This window comes from Advenella alkanexedens (genome assembly GCF_019132845.1).
Classification (GTDB): domain Bacteria; phylum Pseudomonadota; class Gammaproteobacteria; order Burkholderiales; family Burkholderiaceae_B; genus Advenella; species Advenella alkanexedens.
This window is the reverse complement of record NZ_JAHSPR010000003.1, coordinates 119440-135024: the sequence shown is the minus strand read 5'-3', so window position 1 is coordinate 135024 and position 15585 is coordinate 119440. Positions and strand designations below refer to the sequence as shown.

The window sequence follows — 15585 nt, the reverse complement described above, 5'->3', positions numbered from 1 at the left end:
TTGTCCAAGCATAATCGGTTTGTATTTTTTTCTTCAGACCCCGAGATCGCCGGAAAACTGGCGGATTCACTGGAAGGTCTGGGAACGCTCGTTCATGAGCAGCCTGCCCCTGATGCATTGACTCGCCACTTGGATGACAGTCTGGTTAATATGGTGTTTCTGGACTTTGTGCCTGATGATGCCGACAATGAAAAACTGGCCCGCTCGATTGACATGGCCCGTTTGTTAAATCGTCATAAACCCGATATGCCCAGTGTTGCCGTGGGATGCATGAATTCACCGGGTGCTGCCGTGGCCGCCCTGCGTGCCGGGATGAATGATTTTGTTGATGTGGATAACCCGGAAGAAGTGCGTGATACGGTCAAGCGTCTGGCAAGGCGCTGGAACAATGGTCGCGAAGATGAAGCCCGTTATCGTAATGTGTTGATTTTAGGGGTGCGGACCGGAATGGGGGCCACCCTGCTTTCCGTGCATTTGGCCAGCCTGTTGCAGGAAATGCAAACCTCTGATCGTAATGCCCGTTTGCAGACGGAGGGCAAGTCTGACGCCAGCGAGCAGGATGCCGGCATGGTTTCCCTGCATGATCGCACCTGCCTGCTGGATTTGGGTTTGCCGGTGGCGGATGGCATGCTGTACCTGAACCTGAATGGCAATTTTGATTTTGTGGAAGGGGTGCGAAATTTGCGCCGCCTGGACAGAACCATGCTGATGTCGGCGATGGCGCATGACAGTACCGGCTTGAGTGTCATGTCCTTGCCACGGGATCTGGATCAGCTGAATAGTATTTCTCATGCTGACTCCCTGTTTTTGGCTGAACGGCTGCGTGATCATTTTGGTGTCATGGTGGTCGATGTGGGTGGTATGCCTAATCCGGCCTTTATTGCCGGTCTGGTTCGTCTTGCGGATGAAACCTGGCTGGTGACCGACCAAAGTATTGCAGCATTGGTCTCTCTGGCGGATATTATCAAAGAGTTCGAGGAAGATGGCATTGCTTCCGATGAACTGTCGCTGGTGGTTAACCGCTACGATATTCAATACGGCATGAGTGCCGAACAGATTGCGCAGCGTTTTGGTTTGCCACTGAAAGGCACCTTGCCCGACCGAACACTGGCCATCATGAAAAGTACCAGTCAGGGTCATCTGTTACATCATGACGCCCCTAAAGATCCATATATCAAGGCTGTGCGAGCCCTGGCCAATACATTGGTTGTTCCTGCCGCTGGTAAAGAGCGGATGCAGGAACAGAAATCAGGATGGCTGGCCTCATTGTTTGGACGGGACTCCCGTTCTGGATCGGTGCGGTAGGAGATCTGGATAAATGATAAGGACACCCATTAAATTTGGCGAAGACGGATTCATTGACAGTAGCCGTTTTCAGGAAGTGAAGAATCATGCGTTCGAGCATTTGCTGACACGCATTGAAGAAATGGGGACTGAGTTTGCCCGCTGGAACCCCGATACGATCAGGACGTTTGTTGATAGCGAAGTCAATTCGTTTGTGCGAACTCGGCGGTTTGCCGTCAATGAAAGCGAAATCCGTGAAATTGCTGATGCATTAACCAAAGAATTGGTGGGTCTGGGACCGCTGGAAGATTTATTAAGCGACCCGGCTGTTGAGGATATCCTGATTAACGGGTTCGACAATGTGTTTGTGTCGCGTCGAGGAGTGCTTGAGCGCGAACCGGCTCTGTTTACCGACAACCAGCATGTGATGCGGATTGTGCGCCGCATTCTGGCACCGCTGGGCCGCCGGCTTGATGAGTCAACGCCCATGGTGGATGCCCGCTTGCCCGATGGCGCCCGTCTGAACGTGGTGATTGGCCCTCTGTCGCTGGATGGCCCGCTGGTTTCCATCCGTAAATTCCGCAAGGATCCGCTCAAGCCCGAAGATCTCATGCATTTCGGGACCTTCAACGAAGAAATTTATCAATTGCTGGAGGCAGCGGTCGCATCGCGCTGCAATATCCTGATTTCCGGTGGTACGAGCTCGGGTAAAACGTCCATGCTGAATGCGCTGGCATTTTTTATCGGTCCTCGTGAGCGGATCATCACGATTGAGGATACGGCCGAGATGTCGCTGAACCATGAACATGTGGTGCGGTTGGAGTCGCGCCAGGCCGGTTATGACGGCAGTGGCGAAGTCAGTATCCGCGACTTGATCCGCAACAGTTTACGGATGCGACCCGACCGGATTATTGTGGGCGAGGTGCGTGGTTCTGAAGTGATTGATATGTTGCAGGCCATGAACACCGGACACGAAGGTTCCATGGCAACCATTCACGCCAGTTCACCACGCGAGTGCCTGTACCGGATGGAAATGCTGGCCGGGTTTGCCGGTTTTCATGGTAGTGAAGAAAGTTTGCGCCGCCAGATTTCCGGTGCTTTGGACTTCATCATCCAGATTGGTCGTCTGCCCAATGGCAAACGGCGGATTCTTTCAATTACTGAAGTGATTGGCATGAGTGACGGTATTATCACTACTCAGGAGCTGTATCGCTATGAGTCGGTGATTGGTGCTGATGGTGAAGAAAAAGATCAATGGGTGAGCATGGGTATTTTGCCACACTGCAGTAAACTGGAGGCTCATAAAGGCAAGATGCGTGAGACGGTTGTGAAGTCGGCGCCTGTATCCGCCCAGGCTGTAACGCGTGATACCAGTCCGGGTTTCTGGAGCAGGAGGCGTTAATGAACAGTGTGGTTTTACTGGCGCTAATGGCGCTGGTTCTGGTTATTCTGGCGTTTGTTTTGTGGCATGGTGCCAATCAGCAACGCAAGCATAAGGCCAAGAACCAGTTTGTGCTGGAACAGCTTGAGCGGCGTTTGGGGCAAGACGATCCTGCTGAGGATGAAGTGGTACGCCAGCGCAAGGTCTGGAAAACCGGCCCACGGAACTGGAATGAGTTTTTATTGCGTGCCGGTAAGTTGCCAACGACCCGGTTTTACGTGTTGTTCTGGTTGACGACTCTGATTCCCAGCCTGCTGGCTTTGATTTTTGGTGGGGTGATTGCCGCAGGTGCCGCATTTGTCCTGATGCTTGCCATTTCTTTATTCCATTTATGGCTCAAGGGTGAACGGCTTCGCAAGGAGATTGTGCGTCAGCTGCCCGATTTTCTTGATCGGGTGGTTCGCATGATGACAATCGGTAACAGTATGGGGGCAGCATTCCACAATGCGGCGACAGGTACCGAACTGCCCCTGCGGGATGTGATAGACCGCACGGTCAGCCTGAACCGCTCGGGCAAGGACATTGATATTGCCTTGCATTATGTGTCGCGCCAGTATGGCCTGCATGAACTGTATCTGCTGGCTTCCGTTATGGGTGTGGCGTTGAAATATGGTGGCCGCAGTGATCAGGTGCTGGAAAGGATGTCATCGTTCATGCGCGATCTTGAACAGGCCCGTGCGGAAATGAAAGCCATGTCGGCCGAGCTGCGTTTGTCTGCCTGGGTTTTGGCCCTGTTGCCGGTAGGGCTGGCCTGTTTTATTCTGGTTTTCAACAATGCCCTGTTTATGGGCATGTGGGAAGATCCGGCAGGCAAGATCATGTTGATAGGGGCTGTGGTTTTGCAGATATCCGGTTCTTATTGGTTGTATCGTTTGGCCAAATCCGTTTAGCATGAGGAAAATAGAATGCCGGATTTAACAAGTTATCTCAGTCCAGCAAGTTTGCAGGCCGGCGCCCTGGTATTGCTGGCGATTGCTGCCCTGGTGGTGGCCGTATACCTGATTGAAACCATGGTACGGCAAGAAAAGAGTAAAGGCCAGATAGAGGAAGTCCTGCACAAGCGGGAACAGGCCAATGCAATGGTTTTTCCGGGTGTGCAAGATCAGGTAGAAGAAGACAACGCGCGTCTGGAATCGGCCGTGGTCAAAGCGGCGGAGCTGGGCTCACGATTGGGTCAGGGCCGATTTGGCGATATTTTGCTGGCTGAAGAAGACAAAGCCTATCTGGAGTTGGGCGGCTTTGAGGATTATGGCAAGGCAAAAGCCTTGTTTTCATTTGCCCGCGCTGTTTTATGCATTGGTTTGCCGGTCGTTTTGTTGTTTGTGACAGGGCCCGTGAAGATTATGGGCGGTCATTTAATGACCTATGCGCTTTCCATTTTCTTCGGCTTTGCGCTGGGATGGATGCTGCCTAAATGGGTATTGATGAATCGGGTCAACAAACGCAAGAAAGCGGTTGATGATGAGCTGCCGCTGCTCGTTGACTTATTACGCCTGTTGCAGGGGGTGGGTATGTCAATGGACCAAAGCCTTTATATTGTTGTTAAAGATTTCAAGGCGGTTTTTCCTGTCCTCAGTCTGGAGCTGGAGGTGGCGGTAGAGCAGTATAATCGTGGCATGTCGCGCGAGCAGTCCATGGATCGCATGATTAATGGCATGGACAATGAAGATCTGAGCGCCATTTGCCATTTGATTGCGCAGGTGGACAGGCATGGTGGTGCCGTTCAGGAACCCCTGCAGCGTTTTAGTGAACGCCTGCGTGAGCAGCGTCGTGCTGGATTGAAAGAAAAAATTGGCAAGCTGACGGTCAAGATGACCGGGGTCATGGTATTGACTCTGCTGCCCGCGTTAATGATTGTGACCGCAGGCTCTGGCTTTATTGCCGTGTTCCGTGGATTGTCTCGAATGGGAGGTGGTTAAAGATTATGAAATTGGTGAAGAAAGCAACCGCAGTTGCATGTGCAGGTGTATTGGCAGGATGTGTGAACGCTTCTTCGGATTCGGCCTGGCGGTTGATGGAAGACCAGCAGCAGGAACAGGCCATGATCCAGCGTAAGGAAATGGATGACGCGCGCAAGAAAGCGCCCGAAAAAGAACAATTGTTAATCATGACGATCAAAGAAGCCCAGGATCAGGGACGTTATTTCGCTTCTTTGGCGTTTATTGATGAATATGATGTCAAATACGGTAAATCTCCGGATGTGGAAATTTTGCGGGCCGAAGCCCTTAGAAAAACAGACCAGCATGCGCAAAGTGAGGAAATTTACCGCCGTCTGACCAAAACCCGTCAAAAAGCCCAGGCCTGGCACGGTCTTGGTCTCATGGCCGGCCAGCGCGGTGACTTTGTCGAAGCATCCAAAAATCTGGAAAATGCATCGTCAGCTGCGCCTTCTGATGCCGTTATTCTTAGCGACCTTGCTTATGCCAGGATGCGTATGGGTGATATTGAAGGCGCCCGTATTCCTATCGGCAAGGCTGCCGAGTTAATGCCACAAAATCCCAAGGTGTTAAGTAACATGGCACTTTACCTGCTGGTACGAGGTGTTACGCCCGCTGCCGAGCAGGTCATGCAAAGCGCCAATCTTAGTCCGCAGGCGCGTCAGCAAATTTATGCCCTTGCTGATCAGGTACGCCGCTTGCCACCTGCCCCTGTGCAGGCATCTGCCAGTGCTTCATCGCGTGAAGAAGACAACCAGGTCAGGGGCGTAGACAATCTTAGGGCATCCAGTGCCGAGATTAAAAAAAAACAGGATAAAGTAGTATCCGCTTCAAGTTACAGGCAGGCACAAAACAGCCAACAACAGTCATTTGATTTGCAGTTGCCAGCCAGTGCACCGCTGCCGGCAGATATCCAGCCCCGGCCAGATGCCCAGTCACAGGCCCAAATTCAACCCGAACCAGAACCACAACTGGTTAATGTGGGCCAACAGCCAGCCCAGGCGGCTGAACCTGCCCGTACAGCACCACAGGCAGAACCACAGCCGCAGCCCAAACAGCAACTGGTTAGGGGTAACGAAGCGCCCATGCAAATGGCGCCACCTAGCAATGACCCGATTGCCATGATGCAACCGGCGTTTGTCTGGCCCCCTGTGTCACAACAGCAGGCCGAGGAAAAACGTCTGGCTGAGCTGGCAAAGCAGCAGGCTGAAGAAAAACGTTTGGCTGAAGTAGCCCAGCAGGCCGAGGAAAAACGTTTGGCAGAGTTGGCAAAGCAACAGGCCGAAGAAAAGCGCCAGGCCGAAGTGGCCCAAGCCAAACAGAAAGAACAGCAGCTGGTTAGAGGCAATGAAGCTCCCCCGCCAATGGCTGCTCCCAGCAATGACCCGATTGCCATGATGCAACCGGCGTTTGTCTGGCCACCTGTATCGCAACAGCAGGCCGAAGAAAAACGTTTGGCTGAATTGGCACAGCAGCAGGCTGAAGAGAAACGTCTGGCTGAAGTAGCCCAACAGCAAGCTGAGGAAAAACGCTTGGCTGAAGTCGCCCAACAACAGGCTGAAGAGAAACGCTTGGCTGAAGTCGCCCAACAGCAAGCCGAGGAAAAACGCCTGGCTGAATTGGCACAGCAGCAGGCTGAAGAGAAACGTTTGGCTGAAGTCGCCCAACAGCAAGCTGAGGAAAAACGCTTGGCTGAAGTCGCCCAACAGCAAGCCGAGGAAAAACGCCTGGCTGAATTGGCACAGCAACAGGCCGAAGAAAAACGCCTGGCTGCCAAGGCACAGGCAGCTTCGGACAAAGCGCCATCGAAAGCACTTTCACAAGCCATTCCCACTTCAAAATCAAAGGCGCAATCTAGTGCTATTGACCGTTCCATTCTTGATGAAGTCTCTATTGTTGGTGGTGACTTCATTCTTAAACGGAAGTAATCAAGCTATTTTTAAAGGTTTATAACCATGAAGTCATTGAATTTTCGTGCGGTTTTATTTACCGCTTTGTGCATGCCGGGATTGGTAATGGCCCAGGGGGCTGTTACTGCGCCACTGGAAGTTCCCGGTACGGGCGTGTATCCACAGCAGGATCGCAAGAAAACCCATGCATTTCCCGAGTCCAAAACCTATGCCGAAGACACATCACTATATGTATATGTGCCGCCCGAGCCTTTGGGTAAAACCACCCGCTCATTAATGGCTATGCAGGCTGACACTAACCGCCCAGGTACACCACACACCATGCTGGGTGCCACTGCCACCATCGCCTGGGATCGCTACCTGAACAGTTTTAATCATGCCATTCCAGAATGGTTTGAAGAGAAGATTGACGATCCAGGCAATTAAGCAGGTGGTAGTGGTTAGAGTTGGTGTATATGTTTGAAAATGTTCCTCTAGCTGAAAATATTTGAAGTTGAGATAGTGTTTTGTAGAAGGTTCGTCATGAAAAAATCCGCCATTAACCGTCAGCGGGGTTCCATTATCCTGCCCGTTGCCGTTTCTATACTGGTGGGGTTGATACTGCTGGGCGGTGTTCAGCTGGGATATTACTTTTATATGAAGCGGGAGCTGCAGAATACGGCTGATGTGGCGGTGTTAAGCGGTGTGCAGATGTTAAGTGACAGTTGCCAGCAAGCGAAAAACGCGGCTAAAGCCAGCATCACACAGAATTTTAATCATGATACCCTGGCGGATGACATGATTGAAATGGAGTGTGGCACATGGCGCACTGATTTGCCAGCGCCAAGACACTTTGTGAATACGGCAAATGCGGAAGGTCATTATAATGCCCTTCGTGTAAGCATTATTTATAACGCATTGCCGTTTATGCCATTTTCTTCAAAATCCACTATTGCGGTAGAGGCAATTGCCAAAAGTAATATACCGGTAGCGGCATTTCAGGTTGGGTCGCAGTTGTTGCGGTTTGACAATAGTGCATTGTTGGGTAGTTTGCTGGGAATTGTGGGGCTGGATGTTAATAATTTGACCTTGCTGGATTCCGAGGGGTTGGCAAATACTAAAATAACGCCGGCTGGTTTGCTGGATTTATTGGGTGTGGATTTGGGTATTGGTGGTTTGGGCGTTTTGACGCCGGATGGGCTTGCTGATATCGATAATATTACCCTCTTGAACCTGCTGGATGCTTCGATTAATGCAGTAACAGACTCAACGTTGGGCGCCCAGCTTAATGTCCTTAGAACAAAACTGTTGGACCTTACCGTGGGAGCAATCAAATTGGGTGACGCTGTCATTCCCATAGGGGGAGCAGCGGGGCAGCCAGGTTTGTTTGCATTTCTGGGTATAGGAAAAGATGATCCGTTGGGTGCCGCCCTTGATGTAAAGCTGGGCTTGGGAGATATTTTGAAAACAGCGATAGCCCTGGGTGCGAACGGACATGCGCTTGAAATACCAGACTTGAGTTTATTGGGTGGGGTAAAGGCAAAGTTATCCATTGTAGAGCCGCCCGTGATTGCGATTGGTCCGGTAGGGACAACCGGGCATAGTGCGCAGATTCGTTTATGGCTGGATATTGATACCGATAACCTGCTGGGTGGTTTGCTTAAACCACTGGTAAGTGGTCTTTTGGGGACCCGTGTTCATTTGCCTGTTGCCATTGATGTTGTTTCCGGAACGGGTACGCTGGAAAAGTTGGAATGCTCCAGAACGCCAAAAACCATGGATATTTCGGTGAGCTCAAGGGTGCTTAACGTTTGTGTTGGGGGCATGGATGTCGCCTCCATTATGTCAGACAAGCGTACATGTGAAGTGGGTTTACAGGAAACGGAATTGGTCAGGTTATTACATTTGCCTGTGCTGTCGGGTAAATTGCACATTGAACCTTTAGAATACACGGAGTTGGTTGAAAAGCTGGAGGTGAGCCAGACAGTTTCAACCAGACCTAATCCTTTGCAATTGGGAGAAACCGTAGATAATTTGGTAACCGGTTTGCTTAATCTGTTAAGTGGCTTGCTCCGGCCACCGGTATCAATGGACGGGTGGGAGGGCAATTACCAAACCAATCCGGAACTGATTCCTGATTTACTGGAGTCGTATTTGGAGGCTAGTAAAGTCAATGGTTTTTATAATGTTGATAAGGTTACCGATCTGGTGTTGAGCGGCAGCAAAAACTCTGGTGATGAGGGTTATATGCCGCCTTTGTTGGTAAATGATTTTACTTTTGATAGAGCAATTCCAGATACCTGTCTTGTGAAAGCGTGCCCCTCATCTACTTGGAAAAGAGGAACGTTTTCCGACGCATTTTATGCTTATACAAGCATACCTTATGGTTTACTTGAGTTGGTCGGTATACCATGGATGGGTAATAATTTTCAGAACTGTGCGGGTTTGTTAAGCAGTTTGCTGGGTTGGAATACGTGTGTTAAACATAACTTGACGGAACTGTTCAAGCAGCATCAGAACAAAATTTCAACAGTGAATCCGGACAGCACCGAAATCCAGTCAATTTTTGACAAAAGGGCAAAGGAAGTGACTTGTAACGGTGCTTTATGTGTTTTATTAAAACCGGTCCTGAACCTGTTAAAACCCATTCTGAACGGTGTGGGTTTGTTGCTAACCGCTTTACTTGATGATGTACTGGGCCTGGAACTGGGCCGTACTGATGTAACCGCTCTGGCTATTGATTGCGATCCCGCCCAGCTGGTTTATTAATCGCTAGGCTCGTTCTTACCAAGAAATAAAAAATGCCTGCATGTGACTCCTGCAGGCATTTTTATTGTTTTTCTTTCGGAAATTAAGGAAATTAGGGCCAATTACTCTAGAGGAAGAGATACGTGATGTGGCATACTTAACAGTATGATACATTTTTCCTTATTTCACGAACCGTATTCAATAGGCCAAGTGCAGGCCAGCTTTCCTGAAAAAGCAGGTAAAAAAAGAGTTATGTTTTAAAAGGTTTCCCCATGCAAACGTCCTCTATTAACCGCCAGCGTGGTTCAATCATCATACCGGTTGCGGTTTCCCTGGTGGTGGGGTTGATACTGCTGGGTGGTGTCCAGCTGGCTTATTACTTTTTTATGAAGCGGGAGCTTCAGAATGCCGCAGATATGGCTGCCCTAAGTGCGGTTCAGCTTATTGAGAAAACAGGGGAATTAACCTGTAATAATGTAGAGCATCCGGCACAGAAGGCGGCAGAAGCCATCATCAAAGAAAATTTCCAGTACGGTGTCTTATCAAACATGACTGTGTCGTGCGGGGTTTGGGACCCTGTTAAATATGCGGAAAAAGAAGGTCATTTTACAAAAATTGAAGATGAAGAAGATAATGTTGAATATAACGCCATACTGGTTGACTTAACTTATGAGGCACCTGTTTTTTTGCCTTTTTCCGTGGATGCAACGATTACTGCAAACTCTATAGCTAAAAAAGGAACCATGCCGATCGCGGTTTTTTCTGTGGCACCGGCTTTGTTGTCGTTGAATGAGGGTGAGTTAACGACTTTGTTAACCAATATTGGGCTAGATGTATTAGGTAGCAATATCGGGAGTTTTCAGGGGTTGGCGAATGTCAAAATTAAAACATCCGGATTGTTGCAAGAGTTATTGGGTGAATCCGCGCTTAATTCTGTTGCTACAGTGGGTGATCTGAATACCTTATTGAATACTAATGTGGGTTTGGGTACGCTTGTGGTTGCAGCAGTAGAGGCTGCCGGCACCAACCTGATTGATGCCACGGTGTTAAGTAATATAAAAGCCGAGTTGAATGATTTAGATGTGGGGATACCTCTTGGTTCAGGTTCTAATGGCCGTGGGCTGTTTGCCGAAATCATGACGCCTTCCCTGCAGTCTGCGTTGAATGCGGAAATAGGCGTAGGCGATATTCTGGATGTGGTGCTGGATGTGGCCACAAAAAAGCATGCACTTAACGTGCCTTTGGAGCTTGGTATAGGGGGTATTCTGAAAGCCTCTGTGGAAGCGAAGGTGATTGAACCGGCTTCTATTGGGATTGGCGGGAAGGGGACATCGGCATACAGCGCATCGGTGCGTGCATTCGTGGATTTGTGTGTTGATTCAGCAGGAACTTGTGATACAGAAGGCTATAGCAGTGGTTTGTTAAGGCTGAAGGTGGATATTCCCGTGGGTGTGGAGGCGGTCACGGGTAAGGCCACACTTAATTCTCTGTGTGAACGCAACGATGAGACTGAAGAGAAAAAGCCAATTGCGGACATAACAACCACTTCTTCTGTGTTGGGCCTTTGTACGGGTGATCTTACCAAAGATGATGTTTTTTCTTCTGCGTTCAGTTGCAGGGATACGGCTTTGGGGAATAAAGAACTGGCATCGCTGGGTTTGTTGGGTAAGGAGTTGATAAGTCTGAATTCAAAAGCGGCTCTTGATGTGTTGTCTGCAAACGATGGCGGTAAGGATTACATTGAAGGGGACAGTAAGGTTTTTGTGAATACGTTGCCAGTCGGCAAGACACTGGATGGTTTAATCAAAGAGGCAACCGTTAATCTTTTGCAAGGAGGCGAGGGCGTGCTGGGAGATGACCAGGCAACAGGCAGTTCCCTTTGGAATGCGATGCAGGCAAAAGAAGGGTGCAATCCGGTGCCGCAAGATTTTGCTGGTTCCGGCTGGAGTTGTCGCAAAAAAGTCAGGGATGAAATAGTAACAGGTTTGAAAACCGGTCTGGAAGGGCTGATTGGCAACTTGGTTGACAATGTTTTGAAAGGTAAATTGTTGACCGGGGTTGTTAAGTTACTTGGTGATGTGTTAGAGCTCGTGTTAGGTAACCCTTTTGATCCATGCACGCCGACTGCATTGCTGGGTGCCCCTGTTACAATGGAAGGTACGGTTACCGGCTGTATTGGTCAAATTGACGAAGTGCTTGATGACTTGAGAGAGGCTGAAGTTGAGCAGGGTAATCAGGATGTGTTAGCGCTACTGGCCTTGATCACCGGATTGTTAAACCCATCCTTGGACGGGCTGGGAGACGTGCTGAGTAAGTTGTTGGATAATCTGGGTGTGGAAACAAATCCAGTGAAAACCAAGCTGATTTCAGTCAGCTGCGATGGTGGGGCACAGTTGGTTTATTAAGGATTGGCATCACCCCGGGCCCAGAACTACCCTGGCGCTACGCGCCACCCCTCCACAGAGGGGGATTTTCCTGCTTCGTGGCAACGTCTGTGCTGTACATTCCCCTCTGTGTGAACTGACCCCAAAAAGTTGAATGGGTATCCAACTTTTTGGGGTCAGTTCAAGCCTGACGGGGTGGCCCCAGGCAAACCCCGCCGTCCAAATCGATCTCTTCTGGCTTCGCTGAGGGGTCTACCCCACCGTAATCAATTCCACCCCCTCCGTCACCTGATCACCCACGTTATAAAACACCTCCTCCACCTTGCCGTCATCGGGGGCGGTGATGGTGTGTTCCATTTTCATGGCTTCCATTACCAGCAGGGCCTGGCCTTTGGTCACGGTATCGCCCGCCTGCACCAGCAATGAAATAATCTTGCCGGGCATGGGGGCGGTCAGGCCGCCACCGTGGGCGTCGCTGTCGTCGGCGGCGTGTTGAAGTTCATCGGGTTTGCCAATAATGGTCACGGTACCATTTTCAAAAACATGGGCCTGTTCACCTTGCATGACAACGGTCGCCTGGTGGTTGGAGCCGTTCAGGCTTAAACGACAGTGGCAGGTTTGGTCGGGGGTGATTTGCACCTGCCATTCAAAATCATAGCCAATGTCGTTATCCAGTAATTGCCATCCACTGGCGGTTTTTTCCAGGGTAACAAGGCGGGCTTCATCGTTGTCAATGACCCGGATATGCTGGGTGTAGTGGCCACTTAAACGCCAGCCATCGGTGGCTGACCAGGGATCGGCTTTGTTGGCATAGCGGTTGGTGGTGCTGCCGGTTTGTCCTTGTCGGGCCATGATGGCAGCGGTCAGGCTGGCCAGGGTAAATATACTGGCCTGCTTGGGGGCGGGCAGCAGCTGTTCGCTGTGCTTTTCAATTAAACCGGTATCCAGGTCGGCGGATGCAAAGGCACTGTTTTGCATCAGGCGGCCCAAAAAGGCCACGTTGGTATTCACCCCCACCACCCGGGTTTGTGCCAGCGCCTGTTGCAGGCGGGCAATGGCCTGTTCGCGGCTGTCGGCCCATACAATCAGCTTGGCAATCATGGGGTCGTAGAAGGGGGAAATGGTATCGCCCTGGCGTACGCCACCATCCACCCGCACCTCGCCCAGTTCAAATTTGACATGCTCGGGCAGGGTCAGGTGGCTTAATGTGCCAATTGAAGGCAGGAAGCCTTTTTCCGGGTTTTCTGCATAGATGCGGGCTTCAATGGCGTGGCCTTCTATGAACAGCTCGTCCTGTTCGGCCGGCAGGGGTTCACCGGCAGCCACGCGCAGTTGCCATTCCACCAGGTCGGTGCCGGTAATCATTTCAGTCACGGGGTGCTCCACCTGCAGGCGGGTGTTCATTTCCATGAAGTAGAAACGGCCATCGGGTTCGGCAATGAATTCCACCGTGCCGGCACCTACGTAGCCCACGGCTTTGGCGGCGGCCACGGCGGCTTCGCCCATTTCACGGCGACGTTCTTCGGTCATGCCGGGGGCCGGGGCTTCTTCAATGACTTTCTGGTGGCGGCGCTGCACCGAGCAATCGCGTTCGAATAGATGAAGTGTATTGCCATGGCTGTCGGCAAAAACCTGGATTTCAATATGGCGCGGTTTGGTCAGGTAGCGTTCCACCAGGACTTTATCATCACCAAAACTGCTAATGGCTTCGCGTTTGCAAGAGCTTAGGGCTTCGGGAAATTCCTGCGAAGATTTAACAATCCGCATGCCCTTGCCACCCCCGCCGGCACTGGCTTTAATGAGCACCGGGTAGCCAATCTGGTCGGCCTGCAGGTGCAGGAACTCCATGTCCTGGTTGTCGCCATGGTAACCGGGTACCAGTGGTACACCGGCCGTTTCCATTAAGGCTTTAGCAGCGGATTTACTGCCCATGGCGGCAATGGCGCTGGCGGGGGGACCAATAAAGACGACGCCGGCATCGGCGCAGGCCTGGGCAAAGGTTTCGTTTTCAGATAAAAAACCGTAGCCGGGGTGGATGGCCTGGGCACCGGTTTGCCGGGCGGCCTGCAAGATGATATCGGCTCGCAGGTAGCTGTCACGGGGCTCGGATCCGCCAATGTAAACCGATTCATCGCAGGCGGCCACATGGGCGGCATTGGCATCGGCATCGGAATAAACGGCAACGGTCTGGATGCCCATGCGACGGGCGGTGGCGGCAACGCGGCAGGCAATTTCACCACGGTTGGCAATGAGTATTTTTTTAAACATGTGACGGGCTCCTGTTAAATGCGGAACACGCCAAATCGCGTGTCTTCAATGGGGGCGTTCAGGGCGGCGGACAGGCTTAATGCCAGTACACGACGGGTGTCTTCGGGTTTGATGATGCCGTCGTCCCACAGGCGGGCGGTGGCATAGTAAGGGTGGCCTTCTTTTTCGTATTGGTCGCGAATGGGGGCCTTGAAGGCTTCTTCCTCTTCGGCAGACCAGGTGCCGCCTTTGGCTTCGATGCCATCACGTTTAACGGTAGACAGCACGCTGGCGGCCTGTTCGCCACCCATGACCGAAATGCGCGCATTGGGCCACATGTACAGCATACGGGGGCCAAAGGCGCGACCGCACATGCCGTAGTTGCCAGCACCAAAGGAACCGCCAATAATCACGGTGACCTTGGGGACAGCCGCGGTTGACACAGCGGTTACCATTTTGGCGCCATGGCGGGCAATGCCTTCGTTTTCGTATTTGCGGCCTACCATGAAGCCGGTAATGTTCTGCAGGAAAACCAGCGGGATTTTGCGCTGGCAGCACAGTTCAATAAAGTGGGTGCCTTTTTGGGCGGCTTCGGAAAACAGGATGCCATTGTTGGCAATGATGCCCACCGGCATGCCATGGATATGGGCAAAGCCGGTAACCAGTGTGGTGCCGAAGCGGGCCTTGAATTCGTCAAATTCAGAGCCATCGGTAATACGGGCAATGACTTCACGCACGTCGTAAGGCTTGCGGGTATCGGCCGGAATAATGCCGTTGAGCTCTTGCGGGTCGTAAACGGGCGGACGGCTGGGAATGATATGCAGCTGCTGCGGTTTCTTGCGGTTCAGGCGTGCCACGGCCTGGCGTGCCAGTTGCAGGGCATGCATGTCATTGTTGGCCAGGTGGTCGGCCACGCCCGAAAGGCGGGTGTGTACATCGCCACCGCCCAGGTCTTCGGCCGTGACCACTTCACCGGTGGCGGCCTTGACCAGTGGCGGGCCGGCCAGGAAAATGGTGCCCTGGTTCTTGACGATGATGGACTCATCGCTCATGGCGGGGACATAGGCACCGCCCGCGGTACATGAGCCCATGACCACGGCAATTTGCGCAATGCCCAGTGATGACATGACAGCCTGGTTGTAGAAGATTCGCCCAAAGTGGTCGCGGTCGGGGAAGACCTCGTCCTGGCGGGGCAGGTTGGCGCCGCCAGAGTCAACCAGATAAATGCAGGGCAGGTGGTTTTGCAGGGCAATTTCCTGTGCCCGCAGGTGCTTCTTGACCGTGATGGGGTAGTAGGTGCCGCCTTTCACGGTAGCATCGTTGCAAACAATCATGCATTCAATGCCATTGACACGTCCAACGCCTGTAATAATGCCGCCACCGGGGGCTTCGTTGTTGTACAGGTTGTGTCCGGCCAGTGGTGACAGTTCCAGAAAAGGGGTCCCGGGGTCGAGCAGGCGCTCCACCCGTTCGCGAGGCAGCAGTTTGCCACGCGCAACATGTTTGGCACGCGCCGCTTCACTGCCGCCCAGTGCCGTGTTTTCCAGCAGTTGTTTCAGGTCATCAACCTGTTGCTGCATGAATTGTGCATTGTCAATGAATGATTGTGCACGGGTATTGATTTTTGATGTGATGACTGGCATGTGGGTATGTCT

At 51.7% G+C, this 15585-nt stretch carries 10 protein-coding genes; 8 read left to right on the top strand and 2 right to left on the bottom strand.

The annotated features are described in order from the left end of the window. The 8 genes from KU392_RS05070 (at window position 1) to KU392_RS05035 (ending at window position 11704) form a co-directional block, all read left to right on the top strand. On the top strand, window positions 1-1305 hold the full coding sequence (locus KU392_RS05070) for a pilus assembly protein CpaE (RefSeq protein WP_217734761.1): 1305 nt from the start codon (window positions 1-3) through the stop codon (window positions 1303-1305). 13 nt (window positions 1306-1318) lie between these two features. Then, window positions 1319-2686 (top strand): TadA family conjugal transfer-associated ATPase, encoded by a 1368-nt coding sequence (locus tag KU392_RS05065; protein ID WP_169293003.1) that lies wholly within the window; start codon window positions 1319-1321, stop codon window positions 2684-2686. Then, the gene (locus tag KU392_RS05060) at window positions 2686-3615 is read left to right on the top strand and encodes a type II secretion system F family protein (RefSeq protein ID WP_169293004.1); all 930 of its coding nucleotides are present in this window, start codon (window positions 2686-2688) and stop codon (window positions 3613-3615) included. The genes KU392_RS05065 and KU392_RS05060 overlap by 1 nt, the downstream gene beginning before the upstream one ends. A 15-nt stretch (window positions 3616-3630) precedes the next feature. Beyond that, window positions 3631-4644, top strand: coding sequence for a type II secretion system F family protein (locus KU392_RS05055; RefSeq protein ID WP_217734760.1), 1014 nt, complete (start codon window positions 3631-3633; stop codon window positions 4642-4644). Between the two features lie 5 nt (window positions 4645-4649). Next, on the top strand, window positions 4650-6590 hold the full coding sequence (locus KU392_RS05050; protein WP_217734759.1) for a tetratricopeptide repeat protein: 1941 nt from the start codon (window positions 4650-4652) through the stop codon (window positions 6588-6590). Window positions 6591-6617: 27 nt separating this feature from the next. Beyond that, on the top strand, window positions 6618-6998 hold the full coding sequence (locus tag KU392_RS05045; protein ID WP_217734758.1) for a DUF3613 domain-containing protein: 381 nt from the start codon (window positions 6618-6620) through the stop codon (window positions 6996-6998). A gap of 96 nt (window positions 6999-7094) precedes the next feature. Continuing rightward, window positions 7095-9320 carry a pilus assembly protein TadG-related protein gene (locus tag KU392_RS05040; protein ID WP_217734757.1) on the top strand — a complete coding sequence of 742 codons (2226 nt, stop codon included), beginning with the start codon at window positions 7095-7097 and terminating at the stop codon, window positions 9318-9320. 251 nt (window positions 9321-9571) lie between these two features. Continuing rightward, on the top strand, window positions 9572-11704 hold the full coding sequence (locus KU392_RS05035; protein WP_217734756.1) for a TadG family pilus assembly protein: 2133 nt from the start codon (window positions 9572-9574) through the stop codon (window positions 11702-11704). Between the two features lie 231 nt (window positions 11705-11935). On the opposite strand, the gene KU392_RS05030 is transcribed toward KU392_RS05035, so the two are convergent. Together KU392_RS05030 and KU392_RS05025 are read right to left on the bottom strand one after the other, a co-directional pair. Then, the gene (locus tag KU392_RS05030; protein ID WP_217734755.1) at window positions 11936-13951 is read right to left on the bottom strand and encodes an acetyl/propionyl/methylcrotonyl-CoA carboxylase subunit alpha; all 2016 of its coding nucleotides are present in this window, start codon (window positions 13949-13951) and stop codon (window positions 11936-11938) included. A gap of 14 nt (window positions 13952-13965) precedes the next feature. Then, entirely contained in the window at window positions 13966-15573 is a 1608-nt protein-coding gene (locus tag KU392_RS05025) for a carboxyl transferase domain-containing protein (RefSeq protein WP_169293030.1), read from the bottom strand. Between the last annotated feature and the right edge of the window lie 12 nt (window positions 15574-15585).